Annotated in this window: 15 protein-coding genes and 1 pseudogene; 11 read left to right on the top strand and 5 right to left on the bottom strand. The window is 70.8% G+C overall.

What is annotated here, in order from left to right:
• Positions 1–138 precede the first annotated feature (138 nt).
• Complete coding sequence (locus tag ACYQ78_RS06215; RefSeq protein ID WP_459799699.1) at positions 139–1,446, bottom strand: glycosyl hydrolase; 1,308 nt, start codon at positions 1,444–1,446, stop codon at positions 139–141.
• A gap of 80 nt (positions 1,447–1,526) precedes the next feature.
• On the opposite strand from ACYQ78_RS06215, the gene ACYQ78_RS06210 reads away from it, so the two are divergent.
• The 9 genes and pseudogenes from ACYQ78_RS06210 to ACYQ78_RS06170 all read left to right on the top strand — a co-directional run bounded on the left by ACYQ78_RS06210 (position 1,527) and on the right by ACYQ78_RS06170 (position 10,186).
• Entirely contained in the window at positions 1,527–2,066 is a 540-nt protein-coding gene (locus tag ACYQ78_RS06210; protein ID WP_459799698.1) for an RNA 2'-phosphotransferase, read from the top strand.
• Positions 2,067–2,132: 66 nt separating this feature from the next.
• Entirely contained in the window at positions 2,133–2,711 is a 579-nt protein-coding gene (locus ACYQ78_RS06205) for an LGFP repeat-containing protein (protein ID WP_459799697.1), read from the top strand.
• Positions 2,712–2,819: 108 nt separating this feature from the next.
• Positions 2,820–3,674 carry an NAD-dependent epimerase/dehydratase family protein gene (locus ACYQ78_RS06200; RefSeq protein ID WP_459799696.1) on the top strand — a complete coding sequence of 285 codons (855 nt, stop codon included), beginning with the start codon at positions 2,820–2,822 and terminating at the stop codon, positions 3,672–3,674.
• On the top strand, positions 3,671–4,924 hold the full coding sequence (locus ACYQ78_RS06195) for an enolase C-terminal domain-like protein (protein ID WP_459799695.1): 1,254 nt from the start codon (positions 3,671–3,673) through the stop codon (positions 4,922–4,924). The genes ACYQ78_RS06200 and ACYQ78_RS06195 overlap by 4 nt, the downstream gene beginning before the upstream one ends.
• Before the next feature lie 47 nt (positions 4,925–4,971).
• The gene (locus ACYQ78_RS06190; RefSeq protein WP_459799694.1) at positions 4,972–6,513 is read left to right on the top strand and encodes a LacI family DNA-binding transcriptional regulator; all 1,542 of its coding nucleotides are present in this window, start codon (positions 4,972–4,974) and stop codon (positions 6,511–6,513) included.
• Between the two features lie 86 nt (positions 6,514–6,599).
• Complete coding sequence (locus ACYQ78_RS06185) at positions 6,600–7,976, top strand: ABC transporter substrate-binding protein (protein ID WP_459799693.1); 1,377 nt, start codon at positions 6,600–6,602, stop codon at positions 7,974–7,976.
• 2 nt (positions 7,977–7,978) lie between these two features.
• Positions 7,979–8,881 (top strand): carbohydrate ABC transporter permease, encoded by a 903-nt coding sequence (locus ACYQ78_RS06180; RefSeq protein ID WP_459799692.1) that lies wholly within the window; start codon positions 7,979–7,981, stop codon positions 8,879–8,881.
• Entirely contained in the window at positions 8,878–9,702 is an 825-nt protein-coding gene (locus ACYQ78_RS06175) for a carbohydrate ABC transporter permease (RefSeq protein ID WP_459799691.1), read from the top strand. Before ACYQ78_RS06180 ends, ACYQ78_RS06175 begins: the two co-directional genes overlap by 4 nt.
• A gap of 32 nt (positions 9,703–9,734) precedes the next feature.
• Positions 9,735–10,186, top strand: a pseudogene (locus ACYQ78_RS06170) (nucleoside deaminase).
• Here ACYQ78_RS06170 and ACYQ78_RS06165 read toward each other — a convergent pair.
• The 3 genes from ACYQ78_RS06165 to ACYQ78_RS06155 all read right to left on the bottom strand — a co-directional run bounded on the left by ACYQ78_RS06165 (position 10,183) and on the right by ACYQ78_RS06155 (position 14,128).
• On the bottom strand, positions 10,183–11,253 hold the full coding sequence (locus tag ACYQ78_RS06165; RefSeq protein WP_459799690.1) for a methyltransferase: 1,071 nt from the start codon (positions 11,251–11,253) through the stop codon (positions 10,183–10,185). The pseudogene ACYQ78_RS06170 and the gene ACYQ78_RS06165 overlap by 4 nt on opposite strands.
• Positions 11,237–11,614, bottom strand: coding sequence for a YchJ family protein (locus ACYQ78_RS06160; RefSeq protein ID WP_459799689.1), 378 nt, complete (start codon positions 11,612–11,614; stop codon positions 11,237–11,239). Before ACYQ78_RS06160 ends, ACYQ78_RS06165 begins: the two co-directional genes overlap by 17 nt.
• A 165-nt stretch (positions 11,615–11,779) precedes the next feature.
• Positions 11,780–14,128: a PEP/pyruvate-binding domain-containing protein gene (locus ACYQ78_RS06155; RefSeq protein ID WP_459799688.1), complete on the bottom strand. Its 2,349-nt coding sequence runs from the start codon at positions 14,126–14,128 to the stop codon at positions 11,780–11,782.
• A 115-nt stretch (positions 14,129–14,243) separates the two neighbouring features.
• Between ACYQ78_RS06155 and ACYQ78_RS06150 the strand changes: the two genes are divergently transcribed.
• Positions 14,244–15,401 (top strand): alkaline phosphatase PhoX, encoded by a 1,158-nt coding sequence (locus ACYQ78_RS06150; protein WP_459799687.1) that lies wholly within the window; start codon positions 14,244–14,246, stop codon positions 15,399–15,401.
• A gap of 231 nt (positions 15,402–15,632) precedes the next feature.
• On the opposite strand, the gene ACYQ78_RS06145 is transcribed toward ACYQ78_RS06150, so the two are convergent.
• Entirely contained in the window at positions 15,633–16,145 is a 513-nt protein-coding gene (locus ACYQ78_RS06145) for a MarR family winged helix-turn-helix transcriptional regulator (protein WP_459799760.1), read from the bottom strand.
• A 46-nt stretch (positions 16,146–16,191) separates the two neighbouring features.
• Here ACYQ78_RS06145 and ACYQ78_RS06140 point away from each other — a divergent pair, with 46 nt between their 5' ends.
• Positions 16,192–17,091 (top strand): EamA family transporter, encoded by a 900-nt coding sequence (locus ACYQ78_RS06140; protein ID WP_459799686.1) that lies wholly within the window; start codon positions 16,192–16,194, stop codon positions 17,089–17,091.
• The last annotated feature ends 28 nt before the right edge of the window (positions 17,092–17,119 follow it).

Raw genomic sequence — 17,119 nt, 5'->3', positions numbered from 1 at the left:
GAGTATCTCGTACGGAAAGAGCCCGTTCGGTCGCCTTCGCCGCAACCGAACGGGCTCTTCACGCATGGCCATCCCGGGACCCGGGCGCGAACTACCGGGGGGTTCGGGTCCCGGGATGGGGTCCTGCCGCGTGGGTGACTAGCGCGGCAGAGCCTGGAAGGCGCGGCCCGCCTGGGTGGGGGTGCCGTTGTCGCGGAACAGGCCGCTGTTGACGCCGCTGGCGCCCGCGCCGATGCCGAACCACGCGTAGCGCTCGACGAACGGGAGCGACTGGAGCATCTTGGCCGACTCGGTCACGAACGCGGCCTGCTGGGCCTCGGTCGGGAATCGGGTGCCGTTGCTGAAGTCGATCAGGGCGAACTCGGTCAGCCAGATGGGCTTCTTGTAGCGGTCGTACACGGCCTGGAGGTAGCCCTTGAGCTGGCCGACGGCGCGCTCGGTGACGAAGTCGCCGCCGTACCAGTGCAGCGGGATGAAGTCGACGCGCAGGCCCTTCTGCTTGGCGCCGGTCATGAAGCGGTCGAGCCAGCCGCCCGCGCGGTCGCCGCCCCATGCCACGGCGGGGGCGCCGAGGATCTTGCCGGCCGCCTCCAGCCGGGGCCACAGCTCCAGGGCCTTCTCGACGGTGATGTTCGACTGGTCCTTGAAGTCGGGCTCGTTGAAGCCGAGCAGGTAGGGACCGGCGGCCTTGGCCTTGGCGAGGTTGGCGTCGGTGACGCTGTTGACGCCCCAGATCATCGGGACGAACTGGCTGTTCGCGGGGGTGGTGATGTTCTGATGGTCGACGGCCCAGGTGTAGTACCAGCTGGCCTGGGCGTTGGTCACGGCGGCGTTGACGCCGGGGATCTGCCAGACCGCGACACCCTTCTTACCGACCGTGGCGTTCGGCTGGGTGGTCGTGGGGGTCGGCTTGGGAGTGGTCGTCGTCGGCGTGGGCGTCGGGGTGCCGGAGCCGGAGCCGGTGCCGAAGACCTGGAACTCCCAGAGGGAGGTGCCGTAGACGGTTTTGCGCTTCGTGGAGTAGAGGCGCACGTAGCGGGCGCTCGCGGACGCGTTGATCGTCTGCACGCCGCCCTTGCCGGCCGTCGTGGTGGAGATCGTCTTCCACGAGGCGGCGTCGTTCGAGGTCTGGATCTGGAAGGCGGTCGCGTAGGCGGCCTCCCAGTTGAGCACGATCCGGCTGATCGGCGTGACCTTGCCCAGGTCGACACGGATCCACTGCGGGTCGGCGAACTTGCTGGACCAGCGGGTGTTCGTCTTGCCGTCGAAGGCCGCGGCCGCCGACAGGTCGCCCCGCTCGACCGACGAGGCCACCGCGGGCCGACCCTGCGAAACCAGCGTGTCGGCGGCCTCCGCGGGCGCGACAGCGGTGAACAGGGACGCGCACAGGGCTGCCGCGAGGGCGCCCACGAGCGCGATGCGCCGGCGGGGAACTGTCTGAGTCATGGTTGTCCTTCGTAGGGGATGTCTGAACCGGAGACCCCTTCACCACCTGCGGACAACACTTTTTCGGCACAATTTCCGCCATGGAAGAAAAACGCCTGGTGCGCATCTCGAAGTACCTGGCCAAGCACCTGCGGCACGAGCCGGAACGCATCGGCCTGACCCTCGACGAGCACGGCTGGACTCCCGTGGACGACCTGCTCGCGGCCGCCGCCGCCCACGGATTCCCCATCGACCGGGCCGAACTCGACCGCGTGGTCGACGCCAACGACAAGAAGCGCTACGTGATCTCCGACGGCCGGATCCGCGCGAACCAGGGCCACTCGATCGAGGTCGACCTCGACCTGCCCGCCGCGGAACCGCCCGCGCTGCTCTACCACGGCACGGTGGCCTCGGCCCTCGACGCGATCCGCGCCGACGGGATCAGGAAGATGGCCCGCCATGACGTGCACCTGTCGGCCGACGCCGAGACGGCCTCCCGGGTGGGGGCGCGGCGGGGGCGTCCGGTGATCCTGACGATCGAGGCCGGGGCGATGCACGCCGACGGGCACGAGTTCCGGGTCAGCGCGAACGGGGTCTGGCTGGCCTCCCACGTACCCCCGGGTTTCATCCGTTTTCCGTAGGGATGGCCCCGCTGTGGCGGGAGGGGCGCCGGTCGCATCGTGAAGGCCTAGACGAAGGAGCCTTCGATGCGAATCCCGTTCCGCGTGTCCCTCGCCCTCGCCGCCGTCGCGGCCGGGGTGTTCCCCGCCACCGCGGCGTCCGCCGCGCCGTGTTCGATTCAGCCGTACGGGCTGATCGGCGACTACTGGCACTCGCTCGGCGGCCAGAACTCCCCGCTCGGCTGTCCGACCGGGGAGGAGAGGAGCGTGCCGAACGCCAACGGGCGGCGGCAGAGCTTCCAGTGGGGCCAGGTGGCGTGGTCGCCCGACCAGGGGCACCGCATGATCGTCGCGGCCTACCGGCAGAACGGGAAGGCGGTGTTCCGGTGGGGGCCGACGAACCCGTTCAACTACGACTACTGGCGGGTCTACTGGAACGCGAACCCGCCCGGTGACCTGGGCGGGCTGGCGCTGCAGTATCCGTCGTACAGGACCAAGAGCGGTTCCCGGACTTCGGGCAGGGTCACGCACCCGGTTCCGGCCGGTCAGATCACGAGCGGTGGGTACGCCGCCCGGTTCACCTTCTGGGTGAAGGGATGTGACGGAGGGCTCCTGAGTGACACCTGTCGCCAGGGTTACACGATCCCCGTCTCGGTGAACGCCTGAAGGTGGCCGCGCTATAGCGGCTATAAGATCACCCCGCGAAGTGCGTTGACAAACCCCTGCATGGCGAGTTTTGCTCAGAAGCAAATCGTTTTGCAGGAGGGTGATCGAATGGCCGACACACCCCGCCGGGTGCTGGTCACGGGGGCCGCGGGCAGGCTGGGAAGGGCCACGCTCGCGCTGCTGGCGGAGCTGGGGGTCGAGGCGACCAGGCTCGATCGGGTGCCACCCGACGGGCCCGATGCCGTGGTGGGTGACGCGGGCGATCCGGCGACGGTCCGGCGGGCGCTCGCCGGGGTCGACGCGGTGCTCCACTTCGCGGCGATCCCGGCGCCGACGCTCGGGACGCCGGAGGAGGTCTACTGCGGCAACACCCGGTCGACCTTCGTGGTGCTGGAGGAGGCGGGCCAGGCGGGGATCTCCCGGGTGGCCCTGGCCAGCAGCTTCTCGGTCACGGGGATGCCGTGGGCGGCCAAGCCGCTCCACCCGGCCTACCTGCCGGTCGACGAACGGCTCCCCCTCCAGAACGAGGACCCCTACGGCCTGTCGAAACAGGCCGACGAGGCGACCGGCGAGATGATGGCCCGCCGCTTCGGCATGGGCGTGGTGGCCCTGCGCTACCCGCTGCTCGGCGGCCCCGGCGACAAGTTCGACACGACCGCCGCGCGCTATGCGGAGGACCCCGGCTCGGGCGCCTCAGAACTGTGGACGTATCTGGACGATCGGGACGCCGCCCGCGCGGCCTGGCTCGCCCTGACCGCACCCCTCACGGGGTACCACGCCGCCTTCGTGACCGCCCCGACCACCCTCGCGCCGCAACCGACCGAGGACCTCCTCGACCGGTTCCATCCCGACGTCGAGCGCCGACGAAGGTTCGAAGGCCACGAGGCACCCATCGACCTGACGGTGGCCGAAACACTGCTCGGTTTCCACGCCGAACACCTCTTCCCCGGAGCCGCCGCATGATCGACGAGACTCAGGCGCCCTGGCCGCCTCGGGACGGCCTGCGCATCACCGGGGTTCGGTCGATCGTGACCGCGCCCGAGGGGCCGCCGCTCGTGGTGGTCAGGGTCGACACCTCCGAGCCCGGTCTGTACGGCCTCGGCTGTGCCACCTTCACGCAGCGCTTCCACTCCGTGGCCGCCGCCGTCGACGAGCACGTCGGGCCGCTGCTGATCGGGCGGCATCCCGCCGACATCGAGGACATCATCCGGATGGTCCACTACTCGTCGTACTGGCGGGGCGGGCCGGTGCTGAACAGCGCGCTCTCGGGGGTGGACCAGGCGCTCTGGGACATCATGGGCAAACGCGCCGGCATGCCCGTGTACGAGCTGCTCGGCGGCCGGGTCAGAGCCGCCGCCGACACCTATCTGCACGCCGAGGGCGCCACCATCGACGCCACCCTCGACCACGCCCGCGCGTTGCTGGAGGCGGGCTACCGCAACGTCCGGCTCCAGACCGGCGCGCCCGGACTGGGGCACTACGGCGCTCCCGGGTCCCCGAACGGCTATCCGCAATCGCCCTACCCCGACGGCTGGGACGTGCAGCGGTACCTCCGCGAGACCCCGCACCTGTTCGAGCGGGCCCGACAGGAGCTGGGCGAGGAGCCGGGGCTGCTGCACGACGTCCACTCCCGGCTCACGGTCAAGCAGGCGATCCAGCTGGCGCGGGCGCTCGAACCGTACCGGCTGTTCTTCCTGGAGGATCCGATCGCGCCCGAGTACTACGACCGGCTGCCCGAGGTGAGGGCGGCGGCGCCGATGCCGATCGCGGCGGGCGAGCAGCTCGGGTCGGTCGCCGACGCGGCGCGGCTCGTGATGAACGGCGGGGTCGACCTGCTGCGGCTGCACGTCTCGGCGGTCGGCGGGCTGACGCCGGGCCGGAAGCTGGTCGCGCTCTGCGAGCTCAACGGGGTCGGCACCGCCTGGCACTCCCCCGCCGACGTCTCCCCCGTCGGCGCCGCGGCCAACATCGCGCTCGACGTCACCACCCACGCGTTCCAGATCCAGGAGGGCCACGTCTACCCCGACCCGGTGATCGAGGTCTTCCCTGGCACGATCAACCCGGTCGACGGCTATCTCTTCCCCCACGACGCCCCGGGCTGGGGCGTCGACCTCGACGAGACCGCCGCCGCGAAGTTCCCCCCGACCAAGCACCTCCACGAACGGTGGTCGGGCCGCGTGCGCCGCCCGGACGGAGGCATCGAGCCGCCGTAGACGAAGTTACATCCGGTGCAAGGTGCGTGTGGATATACGATCCCTCCATGGATCGGCGGGAGCGGAAGAAGGCCGAGACGCGCCGGGCGATCACCGGGGCGGCGCTGCGGCTGTTCGCCGAACGCGGGTTCGCGGCCGTGACGGTGGCGGAGGTCGCGGCCGAGGCCGACGTCGCGGTCAAGACGGTGTTCAACTACTTCCCGGCCAAGGAGCAGCTCTACTTCGACGCCGACCCGCCCCTGCTGCCGCGCGGACCGCTCCCCGGGGAGCCGGTGCCGCAGGTCGTGGCGGGGTGGGTGGCGGCGACCGGGGTGCTCGACCAGGAGCGGGCCCGGGTCTACCGCGACAACGCCGACCTGCGGGCGCACGCGCGGGAGGCGTTCGCGGCGCGGGAGGAGGAGCTCGGCACCGGTGTGACCGGGGTGCTGATCGCGGCGGCGGCGCGGCGGGTGTGGGAGTCGGCGATCCTGCGGGTGGCCGACGGCGTGCCCGCGCCCACGGCGGCCGAGGAGGCCCGCGACGAGCTCAAAGACGCGCTGGCCTCCTTCGCGGCGCCCCCGCCCCGGCGGACGCCCGCGCCTCGAACCGACGCGCGGCGGCCGAGCATCCTGCTGGTCGCGCAGGCCGCGGGTGTGAGCGCCACCACGGTCTCCCACACCCTCAACGGACGGCGGCCGGTCGCGGCCGAGACCCGGCGGCGGGTGCTGGAGGCGATCGACCGGCTCGGCTACCGGCCCAACGTGCTGGCGCGCGGCCTGCGCACCAACCGCAGCCAGACGATCGGGCTGGTCATCCCCGACATCACCAACCCGTTCTATCCGGCGCTGGCCCGGGGGTTGCAGGACGTGCTCCGGCCGGCCGGGTACGACGAGATCATCAGCAACACTGACGGCGACCGCGACATGGAACGTGCCGCGATCGAGCAGATGATCGCCCGGCAGGTCGACGGCCTGGCGTTCGCCGTCTTCCACACCCACGCCGAAGACCTCCTGCCGGTCATCGAGGCCGGGCTGCCGGTCGTGCGGCTGGGCGGCGTGCAGGTGCAGGATGGCGTCGACCTGGTGCACAGCGACGACGAGGGCGGCGCCGCCGAGGCGACCCGCTACCTGCTCGAAACCGGCTACCGGCGCATCGGGTTCGTCTGCGGGCCGCGCGCCGAGGGGCCCGCCGCCGAGCGCGTGTCGGGCTACCGGCTGGCGCTCGCGTCGGCCGGGATCGAGGCCGATCCCCGGCTCGTGGTGCACACCAGCTTCAGCCGCTCGGGCGGCGCGGGCGGGACATCGTGGCTGCTCGGCATGCCCGAACCGCCCGACGCGGTGCTGTGCGCCAACGACCTGATGGCCCTCGGCGCGCTCGACGCCGCCATCGCCCGTGGCCTGCGCATCCCCGACGACCTGGCGGTGATGGGCTTCGACGACATCGAGGCCGCGAGCCTGGTCTCGCCCCGCCTGACCACGATGGCCAACCCGGCCCGCGAGATCGGCCGCGCCTGCGGAGAACGCCTGCTCGCCCGCCTTTCCGGCACCGTCACCGAGAGCTCGACGGAGACGATCATCCCCGCCCGTCTCGTACGACGCCAGTCGGCCTGACCCTTGACAGAGGATTTCCCGCGTGTAAATTCACGGTTCAGTCTTAACGATTTGCGTCCCACCCCCAGGGGGCCGATATGGCATCAATGAAAGCGCGAATCCTGTCCCTTGCCGCCGTCGCCACGTTGGCGATGGCCGGCTGTTCGTCCGGTGGCGGTGGTCAGCAGGGCGAGCCGGCGGCGTCAGGGCAGTCGATAACGATGTGGACCTTCAAGCAGTCGCACGCGACCGCGCTCCAGAAGGCCGCCGAGCAGTTCACCGCCCAATCGGGCATCACCGTGAAGATCGAGGCCGTCACGCCCGACGACGTCTTCAAGAGCAAGATCCAGAGCGCCGCCCAGACGGGCGACCTGCCCGACGTGCTCGAGGCCCACGCCGCGGGCGAGGACCTGGAGCTCGGCGCCTCCGGCCTGCTCGCCGACATCAGCGCCGACGTCAACGACGCGTGGCGGGCGCGGTTCCTGCCGTCCACGACCAACGCGGGCGTGCTCGACCAGGGCCGCATCGACCGGGCGGCGTCCGACTCGCCGTTCAAGCAGGCCAAGGCCGGGTCAATGTACGCCGTGCCGTTCACGGCGGGCGCGTTCGGCATCGTCTACGCCAACAAGGAGAAGCTCGCCGCCGCCGGGCTCGATCCGAACACCCCCCCGGCCAGCTGGGAGGAGTTCGTGGCGGCGCTGAAGACGTCCACGGAGAAGGACCCGCAGGCGGGTGGCCTCTCGCTCGGCCTGAAGGTCAGCCAGGTCGGGTTCAACTGGATCTACCAGCCGCTCGCCCACGCCTACCTGGGCAAGGAGAAGTTCCAGGGACTGTTCGGCAAGGACACCGCGAACGGGTTCGGCTCGCCCGACGGCGTCAAGACGCTCGACGTCTACTCGCAGATCACGCCCTACTGGATGCCCGGCGCGACGACCCTCGGGATCGACGAGGCCGACATCGCGTTCGCCCAGGGCAAGTCGGCCTACAACGTCGGCGGCACGTTCACCCTGGCGTTCCTGGCCCAGAACGGCATGTCGCCCGACAAGGTGCTCACCTTCCCGATCCCGCCGTCGGCTTCGGGGGCGCACAAGCAGATCGTGATGGCCCCGTTGGCTCTGACCTCCCTCGGTGTCACCGCGACGTCCAAGAACCGGGCAGCCGCGCTGAAGTGGCTCGACTACGTCACCTCGCCGGCCGGGGCCGGTCTGGTGGCCAAGGAGTCGCTCGACCTTCCGGCCACCGACCTGGGCGCCGAGGCGGCCACGCTGATGGGCCCGGAACTGGCCGCGCTGCAGAAGTACTTCACGGGCGCCCCGGAGGACACCTACGACGCCGGGGACACGACGTTCTTCCCGGGTGGATACGACCAGGTCAAGCCGGGTGACGCGTTCGTGCGGCTGTCGCCGCTGAAGGAGCTCGACCCGGCGGCGGCCGGCAAGGAACTCGACGCGATCTTCGGAGCGATGTGGAAGTCGGCCGAGTAAGAATGGCGAGCCGCTGGAAGGAGTGGGCCACCGGCTGGGCGTTCGTCTTCCCGGCCGTGGCCCTCTTCGCGGTGATGGGCGTCTACACCATCGGCAGCGGTCTGGCCCTCAGCTTCGCGTCGTGGAACGGGTTCACCCCCGAGTGGATCTGGGTGGGCCTGGAGAACTACGCCGACCTGCTGTGGGCCGACCCGTCGCTGGCGCCCGGCGTCCGCCGCGCGGCCTGGAACACCCTCCAGGTCTGCGTGGCGGTGCCCCTGCTGACGGTGCTCATCTCGCTGCCGCTGGCGGTGATGCTCAACTCCGTGCGCCGCCTGCGGGGGCTGCTGCGCTCGGTGTACTTCCTCCCGTACGTCACCACCGGCATCGCCACCTACTACGCCTGGCGTTACCTGCTCGAACCCGAGGGCTCGATCAACCTGATGCTGCGCTCGGCAGGCCTCGGCTCGCTGGAGCAGCCGCAGGGGTGGCTGGCCAATCCGTCCACCGCGCTCTGGACGCTGATCCTCATCCTGGTCTGGTCGGCGGTGCCGACCGCGACGCTGCTCTACCTGACCGGGCTGCAGGCGATCGACCCGAGCATGGTCGAGGCGGCGCGCATCGACGGCGCGGCGCCCCGCCAGGTGCTGTGGCGGATCATCGTGCCGCTGCTGGCGCCGATGACGACCGGGATCGTGCTGCTGGGCGTGCGCGACTCGCTGCACGGCTTCCAGATCTTCCTGATCATGACGAACGGCGGGCCCGGCGGGCACACCAACGTGCTCGCGCTGGAGACCTACGAACTGGCCTTCTTCAAGGGGCTGGCGCCGACGCTCGGCCTGTCGAGCGCGCTGGGCTGGCTGCTGTTCGTGGGGGCCGTGCTGCTGACGCTGGCCAACGCCCGGCTGCTGAGGAGGGTGCGGTGACCGCCGCCCGTATCGCGAAGACGGCCGCCTACGTGGCTCTGGCGATCTACGCCGTGCTGAGTCTCTATCCGTTCCTGTGGATGGTGTCGGGGGCGTTCAAGACCCGGGAGGAGATCCTCGACGGCGGTCACCTGATCCCGCGCGAGCCCACCCTGGACACTCTGGTGACGACCTGGAACCAGCTCGCGTTCGTCGACTACTTCCGCAACAGCCTGGTCGTGACCGGGCTGACGGTGCTGGGCGTGCTGGTGGTCTACAGCCTGGCGTCCTACGCGTTCGCGGTGCTCAGGTTCCCCGGCGCGAAGCCGCTCTACTGGCTGTTCGTGGCGCTGCTGTTCGTGCCGGGGATCACGATGCTGCTGCCGGTGGTCATCCTGGAGAACCGGCTCGGCCTGCTCGGCACCCACATGGGGCTAGTGCTGCCCTTCATCAACGGCACCGCTCCATTGACGGTGCTGTTGCTGACGGCGGCGTACCGGAGCATTCCGAAGGAGCTGCGCGAGGCCGCGCGGGCCGACGGCGCGGGCGAGGTGCGGATCTTCCTGCGCGTCTACCTGCCGCTGACCCGCCCCGCGCACATCACGATCGCGGTCCTGACGGCGGTCCCGACGTGGAACGAGTACGTCCTCAGCCGGGTGTCCCTCAACGACGAGTCGCTCTACACGCTGCCCCTCGGGCTCGAATCCCTTATTTCCGGTACGGTCGTCCGCTACAACGAGGTGCTCGCGGCATCATTGATCATGGTGCTGCCGGTGGTCGCGCTCTTCGCGTTCCTCCAGCGCTACTTCGTGAACGGTCTGGTCGGCGCGGTGAAAGGGTGACGAGCTTGAGCAACGGGGTCTCCGAGACGGACATGCTGCACTTGGCGCGCTGTGTCGAACTGGCCCACGAGGCGTTCGAGAAGGGCGAGGAGCCGTTCGGCTCCGTCCTGGCCACGGCCGACGGCGTCAAGCTCGCCGAAGACCACAACCGCACGTCCGGCGGCGACCAGACCCTCCACCCCGAGTTCGAGCTGGCCCGCTGGGCCGCCAACCACATGACGCCGGAGGAGCGGGCGGGAGCGACCGTCTACACCTCCGGCGAACACTGCCCGATGTGCTCGTCGGCCCACGCGTGGGTCGGCCTGGGTGCATTCTGTACGTCGTCTCGGCCGCTCAGCTGACCGGGTGGCGCGACGGGTGGGGCGCGCCGTCGGCGCCGGTGCGCCCCCTCCCGATCCAGGAGGTGGCCCCCGGCGTGATCGTCGACGGCCCGGTCCCCGTGTTCGAGGAGACCATGAAGGCCCTCCACCGGCGCGCGTTCTAGCCCTTCACCGAACTCAGCACCACGAACTTCGGGTCGCCCGCGACCACGACGGCGTTGCCGAACAGCCGCTTCAGCTTGACGTGGTAGCCGAGGTGCCGGTTGCCGACGATCCGCAGCTCGCCGCCGCGCTTGAGGGCCCGTTTGGCCTGCGTGAACATCCGCCACGCGGTGGCGTCGGTGACGGCCTGGTGGGAGTGGAACGGCGGGTTGCACAGCACGAGGTCGGCCGACCCGGGCTCGGCGTCGGCCAGCCCGTCGCCGACGAGGAACTCGGCCGGCCCTTCGACGTTGGCGCGGGCCGAGGCGACGGCGGCGTAGGACTCGTCGACGAACAGCACGTCGGCGTCCGGATTGTCGCGGAGCACGAACGCCCCGACGATCCCGTTGCCGCACCCGAGGTCGACGACCCGCTGCCCCTTGGTGGTCTCGGGCAGGTGCCTGAGGAAGAACCGGGTGCCGATGTCGAGCCGGTCGCCGCAGAACACTCCGGCGTGGTTGACCAGCTCAAGACCCTCATGGGTGTACGTCACGGGGAACCGGCTCACGGCCTGCGCCGGGCGTGGCTCGGTGAAGATCAGCCGGGCCTTCCTGACCGCGAGCGAGGTGCGGGTGGGGCCGAGGATCTTCTCGAAGAGGGCCAGCGTGGAGGTGTGGATCTCCTTGACCATGCCCGTACCGAGAATCCTGGTCTCGTCATGGACGGACGGCGCGAGCCTGATGAGCTGGTCTTCCAGCAGCGCGAGGCTCTTCGGGATCCGGATGAGCAGCGTGTCGACGCGCGGCGGCGGAGCGTCGAGCACCGAGAGCAGGCGCGGCTCCGCCAGCCCGAGCCAGTCGAGATTGGCCCGCGTGGCCTGCTGGGTCAGGTGGGAATCGGTGATCTGCACCGGGTCGTGGGCGGCCAGCGCGGTGGTGAGTGCGCCCCAGCGGTCACCGAACACGACGACCGTGCCCTGCGGTTCGCCGAGTTCGTCGAGGAGGTATTCGTCGGCGGCGTCCCAGGCCCGGAAGGGGTCGCGAGGGTCGTCGGGGTAGCGGCGCAGGCCGAGGTCAGAGAGCGGCGACATAGACCCAGCGCCCGTTCTCCCTGGTGAACGTGCTGTTCTCCGCCATCACGCCGGTCTGCCCGCGCTCGGCGTAGTGGGCCCGGAAACTGACGGTGCCCTCGGTGTGGATCGCCGACCCGCCGGTGGTCTCGACGATCTCCAGCTTGGTCCACCGGGTCTTCCGGTCGAGATCGAGCCGCTGGGGCCGGGTCGCCGCCGCCCAGGTGGTGAGCAGATAGGCGGTGTCGCCCTTGGCATAGGCGGAGAACCGCGACCGCATCAACGCCTCGGCGGTCGGCGCCGCCGCCTCCCCCGAGTGGAACCGCCCGCAACACTCCTTGTACGCCTTGCCGGACCCGCAAGGACACCCCGTCTCGCCCACCCGGCCATTCTCCCCCAGCCGAGAACCTCAACGCCCCGTGCGGATCCGCCCAGCCAGCATCTTCGGCCCAGCGCCTCAACCGCCCGGCCTCTTCGCTGGTCGAGTGTGAAACCCGGCCGACCGGCTTCTCCAACCGAGCACGTGACCGGCCCCGGCCTGCTTTTTCTAGTCCAGAACCTCGACCGTCCCCGCCGCACCGTCCACCCGCACCCGGGCGCCGTCGCGGATCCGAGACGTCGCGTCGCCGGTGCCGACCACTGCGGGGATGCCCAGCTCTCTCGCGACTATCGCCGCGTGTGACAAGGGCGCGCCGATGTCGGTGACCACCGCCGCCGCGCGGGGGAACAGCGGGGTCCAGCCCACGTTGGTCACCGTCGTGACCAGGATCTCCCCCGCCGCCAGGTGTTCGCCCTCGTCCATCGACGGGATGAGGCGGGCGATGCCCTCGACCACTCCGGCCGCGCCAGGGAAGCCGCTGATCGAGCCGTTGCGGGCGGGCATCCCCGCGTGGGCGCCCGCGTAGTCGGCCCGCCGGTCGGGGTCGGCGGCCCAGCGTTCGGGGTCGAAGCGGCCCCGGATCACGCCCGGGTAGGCGGGCAGCGAGCGGTAGTGGTCGTAGGCCGCGCGGCGCGGGTCGATCAGCGCGAGCACGCCGCGATCGCCCTTGAGCAGCGAGAGGATCTCGCCGACGCGCAGGAAGAAGACGTCGTCGCCGATCCCGGTCACCGACCCGGCCCGCCGGACCCAGTCGCGCAGCACCCAGAACGCCCGGACCGCCTCCGACCTGGCCTCCTCCCGCGCCTGGACGATCTCGCCCCACCGCCGGATCCGCCCCCAGTAGCGGTAGGCGTTGCGCGGGTCGGTCTCCCTGAACCGGCGCCAGGCCGCGCGGGACACCTCCTCCTGCCTGTTCAGCAGCGCGATCGGGTCTTCGCTCAGGCCCAGGAGTTCGCGGTCGAGCCACTCCCGGTCTTCGCCGGGCCGGGGGGCCGACAGTTCGAGTTCGTCGGCGCAGCGGTGGCCCCAGCGGTGGGCGTAGTCCTGCCGGGACATCTTGCCCCGCCGCACCTCGCCCAGGCCGAGCAGCGGGCCCATGCTCTCCAGCCGGGCGCCGAATCCGCTGGTCAGCGCGTTGGCGTCGGCGGGGCCGACGAGGCGCTCCAGGCGGTTGCGCAGGAAGATCAGGCTGCCGGCGTCCTGGCGTCCGGCGGCGGCCAGGAGACGGTTGCACTCGCGGAAGTAGGGTTCGACCGCCTCACGCCACAGGCGGGGCAGGTCGTTGCTGACGGCGATCAGGGTGCGCAGGTCGTCGGCGCGGCGCCGCGCGCGGGGCAGTGCGCGGTTCAGCCTCCGGGCGTAGCCGACCAGGGCCAGCCTGCCTCGGAGGAGGGGCGGCATTTCGCGTACGAGCCGGGATTTCGTCACCGGCAGCAGGGGGATGTCAGTGCCCTCGGGGAGGTGGCCGAAGACGGGCTCCAGACTGTCGCGGATCACCCTGCTGAGCCCGAGTGACTCGCCGATCGTGAGCAGGACCGACAGGTTCATGTAGAAACGCCCGCCGATGTTCCCGCACATCGGATGCCCGGCGAACGACCCCGTGATCATGGCGTCGGCCATGAACCGCTCGATCACCGACCAGGTCACCGGCGTCATCACGCTGGGGATGGCCTCGCCGAGGTTGCCGTTGCTCCACAGGTAGTCGCCGCGCAGCGAGTCGTTCCAGACCTCCCGCCGCCCGGTGATCGGCCGCGCCTGCAGAATGTACGGCTTCGCTGACGCGATCGCCCATTCGACGTCCATCGGCATGCCGTACAGGATCTCGATGCGCCTGCCCAGCCCGGCCAGCGCCATGACCTGCTCGCGCGTCAGCGTGGGGACCAGCCGCAGGTCACCGGGCACCGGCACGAGCCCCGACGTGCCCGCCATCACCGTCTTCTCGGAGATCGTCTCGTCGATGTGGCCCTCGCGGTCGAGGGAGAAGACGTCGGGCGTGACCGTGCCGCCCACCACGGTCTCCCCCAGCCCCCACGCCGAGTTGATCACCAGCTTCCCGTCGAGCTCGGTGAACATGACCCCGGAGACGGACGCGTCGATCAACTCCTGGACGACCACCGCCATGCCCGGCCGGCCGATGCCCAGCCGCTCCCGGTAGGCCCGCGCCCGGTCGTTGTCGAGCGAGCCCCAGCAGCGTTCCACCGCGTCGAGCACCGCGGCGACGCCGCGCACCCCGAGATAGGTGTCGTGCTGCCCGGCGAACGAGGCGTCGGGCCGGTCTTCGGCGGTGGCGGACGAGCGCACCGCCACCGGCACGTCGTCGCCCAGCGCCCGGTAGGCCGCCGTGATCTCCGCGGACACCTCACGGGTCATCCCGGCGGCGCAGGCGGCGGTGGTGACGTGGAAGCCCCCCGGCACCGGCAGGCCCGCCTCGGCCAGCCGCGCGAGGGAGGCGCCCTTCCCGCCGACGGTGCCGGCGTCGGCGGAGTCGCTGATCAACGGCAGGGTATAGGGCCTCATCCCGGGATGATGCCGGAAACTCGGCTCGACCAAACCCGTCACTCGGTGCCCGCGCGGCGTTCACCGTGTGTAAACATCGCCCGGCTTACAGTCCCAGTCAAGGAGGTAAGAAAACGTGGAAAGACGCAATTTCCTTCGCGCTTCCGTCCTGGGTGCGAGCACTGTCGCCTTCTCCGGAACCCTCTGGCAAGGTGCCGCCCTGGCGGCCCCGGCCCAGCCCGCGACCAGCCCCTACGGTGCCCTGCTGGCGGCCGACGCCAACGGCATCCTGCTCCCCGCGGGCTTCACCAGCCGGGTGATCGCGCGATCTCGGCAGGTGGTCTCCGGAACTTCGTACACCTGGCACGACGCCCCCGACGGCGGCGCCTGCTTCGCCGACGGATCGGGCTGGATCTACGTCTCCAACTCCGAGATCAACCCGAGCGGCGGCGCCTCGGCGATCCGCTTCAACTCCAGTGGCAACGTGGTGTCGGCCAACCGGATCCTGTCGAACACCCGGCAGAACTGCGCGGGCGGCAAGACCCCGTGGGACACCTGGCTGTCGTGCGAAGAGGTCAGCAGGGGTTTCGTGTACGAGACCTACCCCTTCGGCGGCACCGCCGTGCAGCGCCCCGCGATGGGCCGGTTCACCCACGAGGCCGCGGCGGCCGACCCGGTCAGGAAGGTGATCTACCTGACCGAAGACGAGACGAACGGCCGCTTCTACCGTTTCGTCCCCACCACCTGGGGCGACCTGTCGGCCGGGACCCTCCAGGTCATGGTGGCCGGTTCGGCCACGAGCGGCTCGTTCACCTGGGCGACCATCCCCGACCCCGACGGCTCGCCGACCCTGACCCGCAACCAGGTCTCCGGCTCGAAGTCGTTCAACGGCGGCGAGGGCTGCTACTACGCCAACGACACCGTCTGGTTCACCACCAAGGGCGACAACCGCGTCTGGCAGGTCAATCTGGCGAACAACACCTATGAGCTGGCCTACGACGACAGCCTCGTCTCACCGGGCACTCCCCCGCTGACCGGCGTCGACAACGTCACGGGTGCCACCTCGGGCGACCTCTATGTCGCCGAGGACGGCGGCAACATGGAGATCTGCATGATCACCCCCGACGACAAGATCTCCCCGTTCCTCCGCATCACCGGCCAGGGCTCCTCGGAGATCACCGGCCCGGCCTTCAGCCCCGCGGGCGACCGCCTCTACTTCTCCTCACAGCGGGGGACGTCGGGCTCGTCGTCGGGCGGCATCACCTACTGCGTGACCGGCCCCTTCCGCCGCTGACCGTCCGCGAAGGTGGCCGCCCCGGGCGACTTCGGGCGCGAAGATGGCCGTCCGTGGGCGGCTTCGGGTGCGAAGGTGGCCGTCCCTGGGCGACTTCGGGCGCGAAGGTGGCCGCCCCGGCGACTTCGGGTGCGCACACACCCGACCGGGCGGCCACCGACTCTCGCCATGCCGGACCTCCGGCAGGCCGACCGCGCCTCGCCCGGAGTGTGGCCACCGGCAGGAGTGGAGTCAGGGGTTTCCGGGAGGGTCTTCGGCGGGGATCTCGAAGACCGCCAGCCACCTCGTGAGGATCGCTTCGAGCCGCTCGGCGTCCTCCGGTGGGAGGGCGTCGAGGAGGCGGCGTTCGTTGGCCATGTGTTCGGTGAACGCGGCGTCGATCAGCTCCAGACCCGCCGTCGTGAGCGCGACCACGCGGCCCCGGCCGTCCGATTCGCTGGGGCGGCGGGTCACCAGGCCCGACTGTTCGAGCCGGTCGACGCGCTTGGTCATCGCGCCCGTGGTCACCATGGTGTGGGCGGCCAGTTCGCCGGGCGCCCGCTCGAAGGGCGGACCGGCCCTGCGCAGCGCGGCCAGCACGTCGAACTCCCCCTCGGCCAGCCCGAACCGCCGGTAGACCAGGCAGAGCCGTTCGGTCAGGTGGCCGCCGACCCGGTGCAGCCGCCCGATCACCCCGGCCGGACTGACGTCGACGTCGGGCCGCTCGCGGGCCCATTCCTGCTGGATGCGCGCGACGTGATCCATCACGCGCGTCAGGATATAGCTTCCCGGGAAGCTAATATTACTTTCCATGGAAGCTACTTGGCGGTGGGTGCCGATCACGGCGATCGCCCCCATCGCGTGGGGCACGACCTACTACGTCACCCACGAATTCCTCCCCGCCGACCACCCGCTCTACGGCGCCGTGTTCCGCGCCCTCCCCGCCGGTCTGCTGCTCCTCCTGCTGAAGCGAACCCTCCCGCGCGGCTCGTGGTGGTGGCGTTCACTCGTGCTCGGCACCCTCAACATGAGCGTGTTCTTCGCCCTCATCTACCTGGCCGCGCAACTCTTGCCGTCGAGCGTCGCGTCCACCATCATGGCGACCTCCCCGATGGTGATGATGCTGCTGGCCTGGGGCCTGGTCTCCGAACGCCCGGCCGTCACCCACCTGCTCGGGGCCGGGGTGGGCGTGGCCGGGGTGGCCCTGACGGTCTTCACCGGCGCCGAGACGGTGAACGGCTGGGGTGTGCTGGCGTCGGTGGCCGCGATGGTCCTGTCGTCGGTCGGCTTCATCCTCGCCAAGCGCTGGGGCGGAGGGGTCGACGTGCTGGCCTCGACCTCCTGGCAGCTCACCTTCGGCGGCCTGCTCCTGCTCCCCGTGGCGATCATCGTCGAGGGCGCCCCGCCGGTCGTCGACGCCCCCGCGATCGGCGCCTACGCCTACGTCTCGGTGATCGCCACCGCCGTGGCCTTCACCGCCTGGTTCACGGGCCTGCGCCACCTCCCGGCCGGCACGGTCGGCCTCATCGGCCTGCTCAACCCGGTCACCGGCGTCGTCGTCGGCACCCTGGTCGCGGCCGAGACCCTGACCGCGATCCAGTTCGCCGGGCTGGCGCTGACCTTCGCGGGCATCCTGCTCGGCCGCCCGGTGTCCAGGCGCGCAAAAGACGAGCCGGAGATACCGCGGCCGTTGGAACCGGCCCGTCGCTGATCGACCCGATGGTTTCGCCCACAACACT

It is taken from the genome of Herbidospora sp. RD11066 (assembly GCF_054661255.1).
The sequence above is the reverse complement of the archived record's forward strand: the minus strand, read 5'-3'. Positions and strand labels throughout refer to the sequence as shown.

Bases quoted from the DNA above. Each gene is read 5' to 3' on its own strand.
- ACYQ78_RS06215 (WP_459799699.1), bottom strand. From the start codon at position 1,446: ATGACTCAGACAGTTCCCCGCCGGCGCATCGCGCTCGTGGGCGCCCTC.
- ACYQ78_RS06210 (WP_459799698.1), top strand. From the start codon at position 1,527: ATGGAAGAAAAACGCCTGGTGCGCATCTCGAAGTACCTGGCCAAGCAC.
- ACYQ78_RS06205 (WP_459799697.1), top strand. From the start codon at position 2,133: ATGCGAATCCCGTTCCGCGTGTCCCTCGCCCTCGCCGCCGTCGCGGCC.
- ACYQ78_RS06200 (WP_459799696.1), top strand. From the start codon at position 2,820: ATGGCCGACACACCCCGCCGGGTGCTGGTCACGGGGGCCGCGGGCAGG.
- ACYQ78_RS06195 (WP_459799695.1), top strand. From the start codon at position 3,671: ATGATCGACGAGACTCAGGCGCCCTGGCCGCCTCGGGACGGCCTGCGC.
- ACYQ78_RS06190 (WP_459799694.1), top strand. From the start codon at position 4,972: ATGGATCGGCGGGAGCGGAAGAAGGCCGAGACGCGCCGGGCGATCACC.
- ACYQ78_RS06185 (WP_459799693.1), top strand. From the start codon at position 6,600: ATGAAAGCGCGAATCCTGTCCCTTGCCGCCGTCGCCACGTTGGCGATG.
- ACYQ78_RS06180 (WP_459799692.1), top strand. From the start codon at position 7,979: ATGGCGAGCCGCTGGAAGGAGTGGGCCACCGGCTGGGCGTTCGTCTTC.
- ACYQ78_RS06165 (WP_459799690.1), bottom strand. From the start codon at position 11,253: ATGTCGCCGCTCTCTGACCTCGGCCTGCGCCGCTACCCCGACGACCCT.
- ACYQ78_RS06155 (WP_459799688.1), bottom strand. From the start codon at position 14,128: ATGAGGCCCTATACCCTGCCGTTGATCAGCGACTCCGCCGACGCCGGC.
- ACYQ78_RS06145 (WP_459799760.1), bottom strand. From the start codon at position 16,145: ATGGATCACGTCGCGCGCATCCAGCAGGAATGGGCCCGCGAGCGGCCC.
- ACYQ78_RS06140 (WP_459799686.1), top strand. From the start codon at position 16,192: ATGGAAGCTACTTGGCGGTGGGTGCCGATCACGGCGATCGCCCCCATC.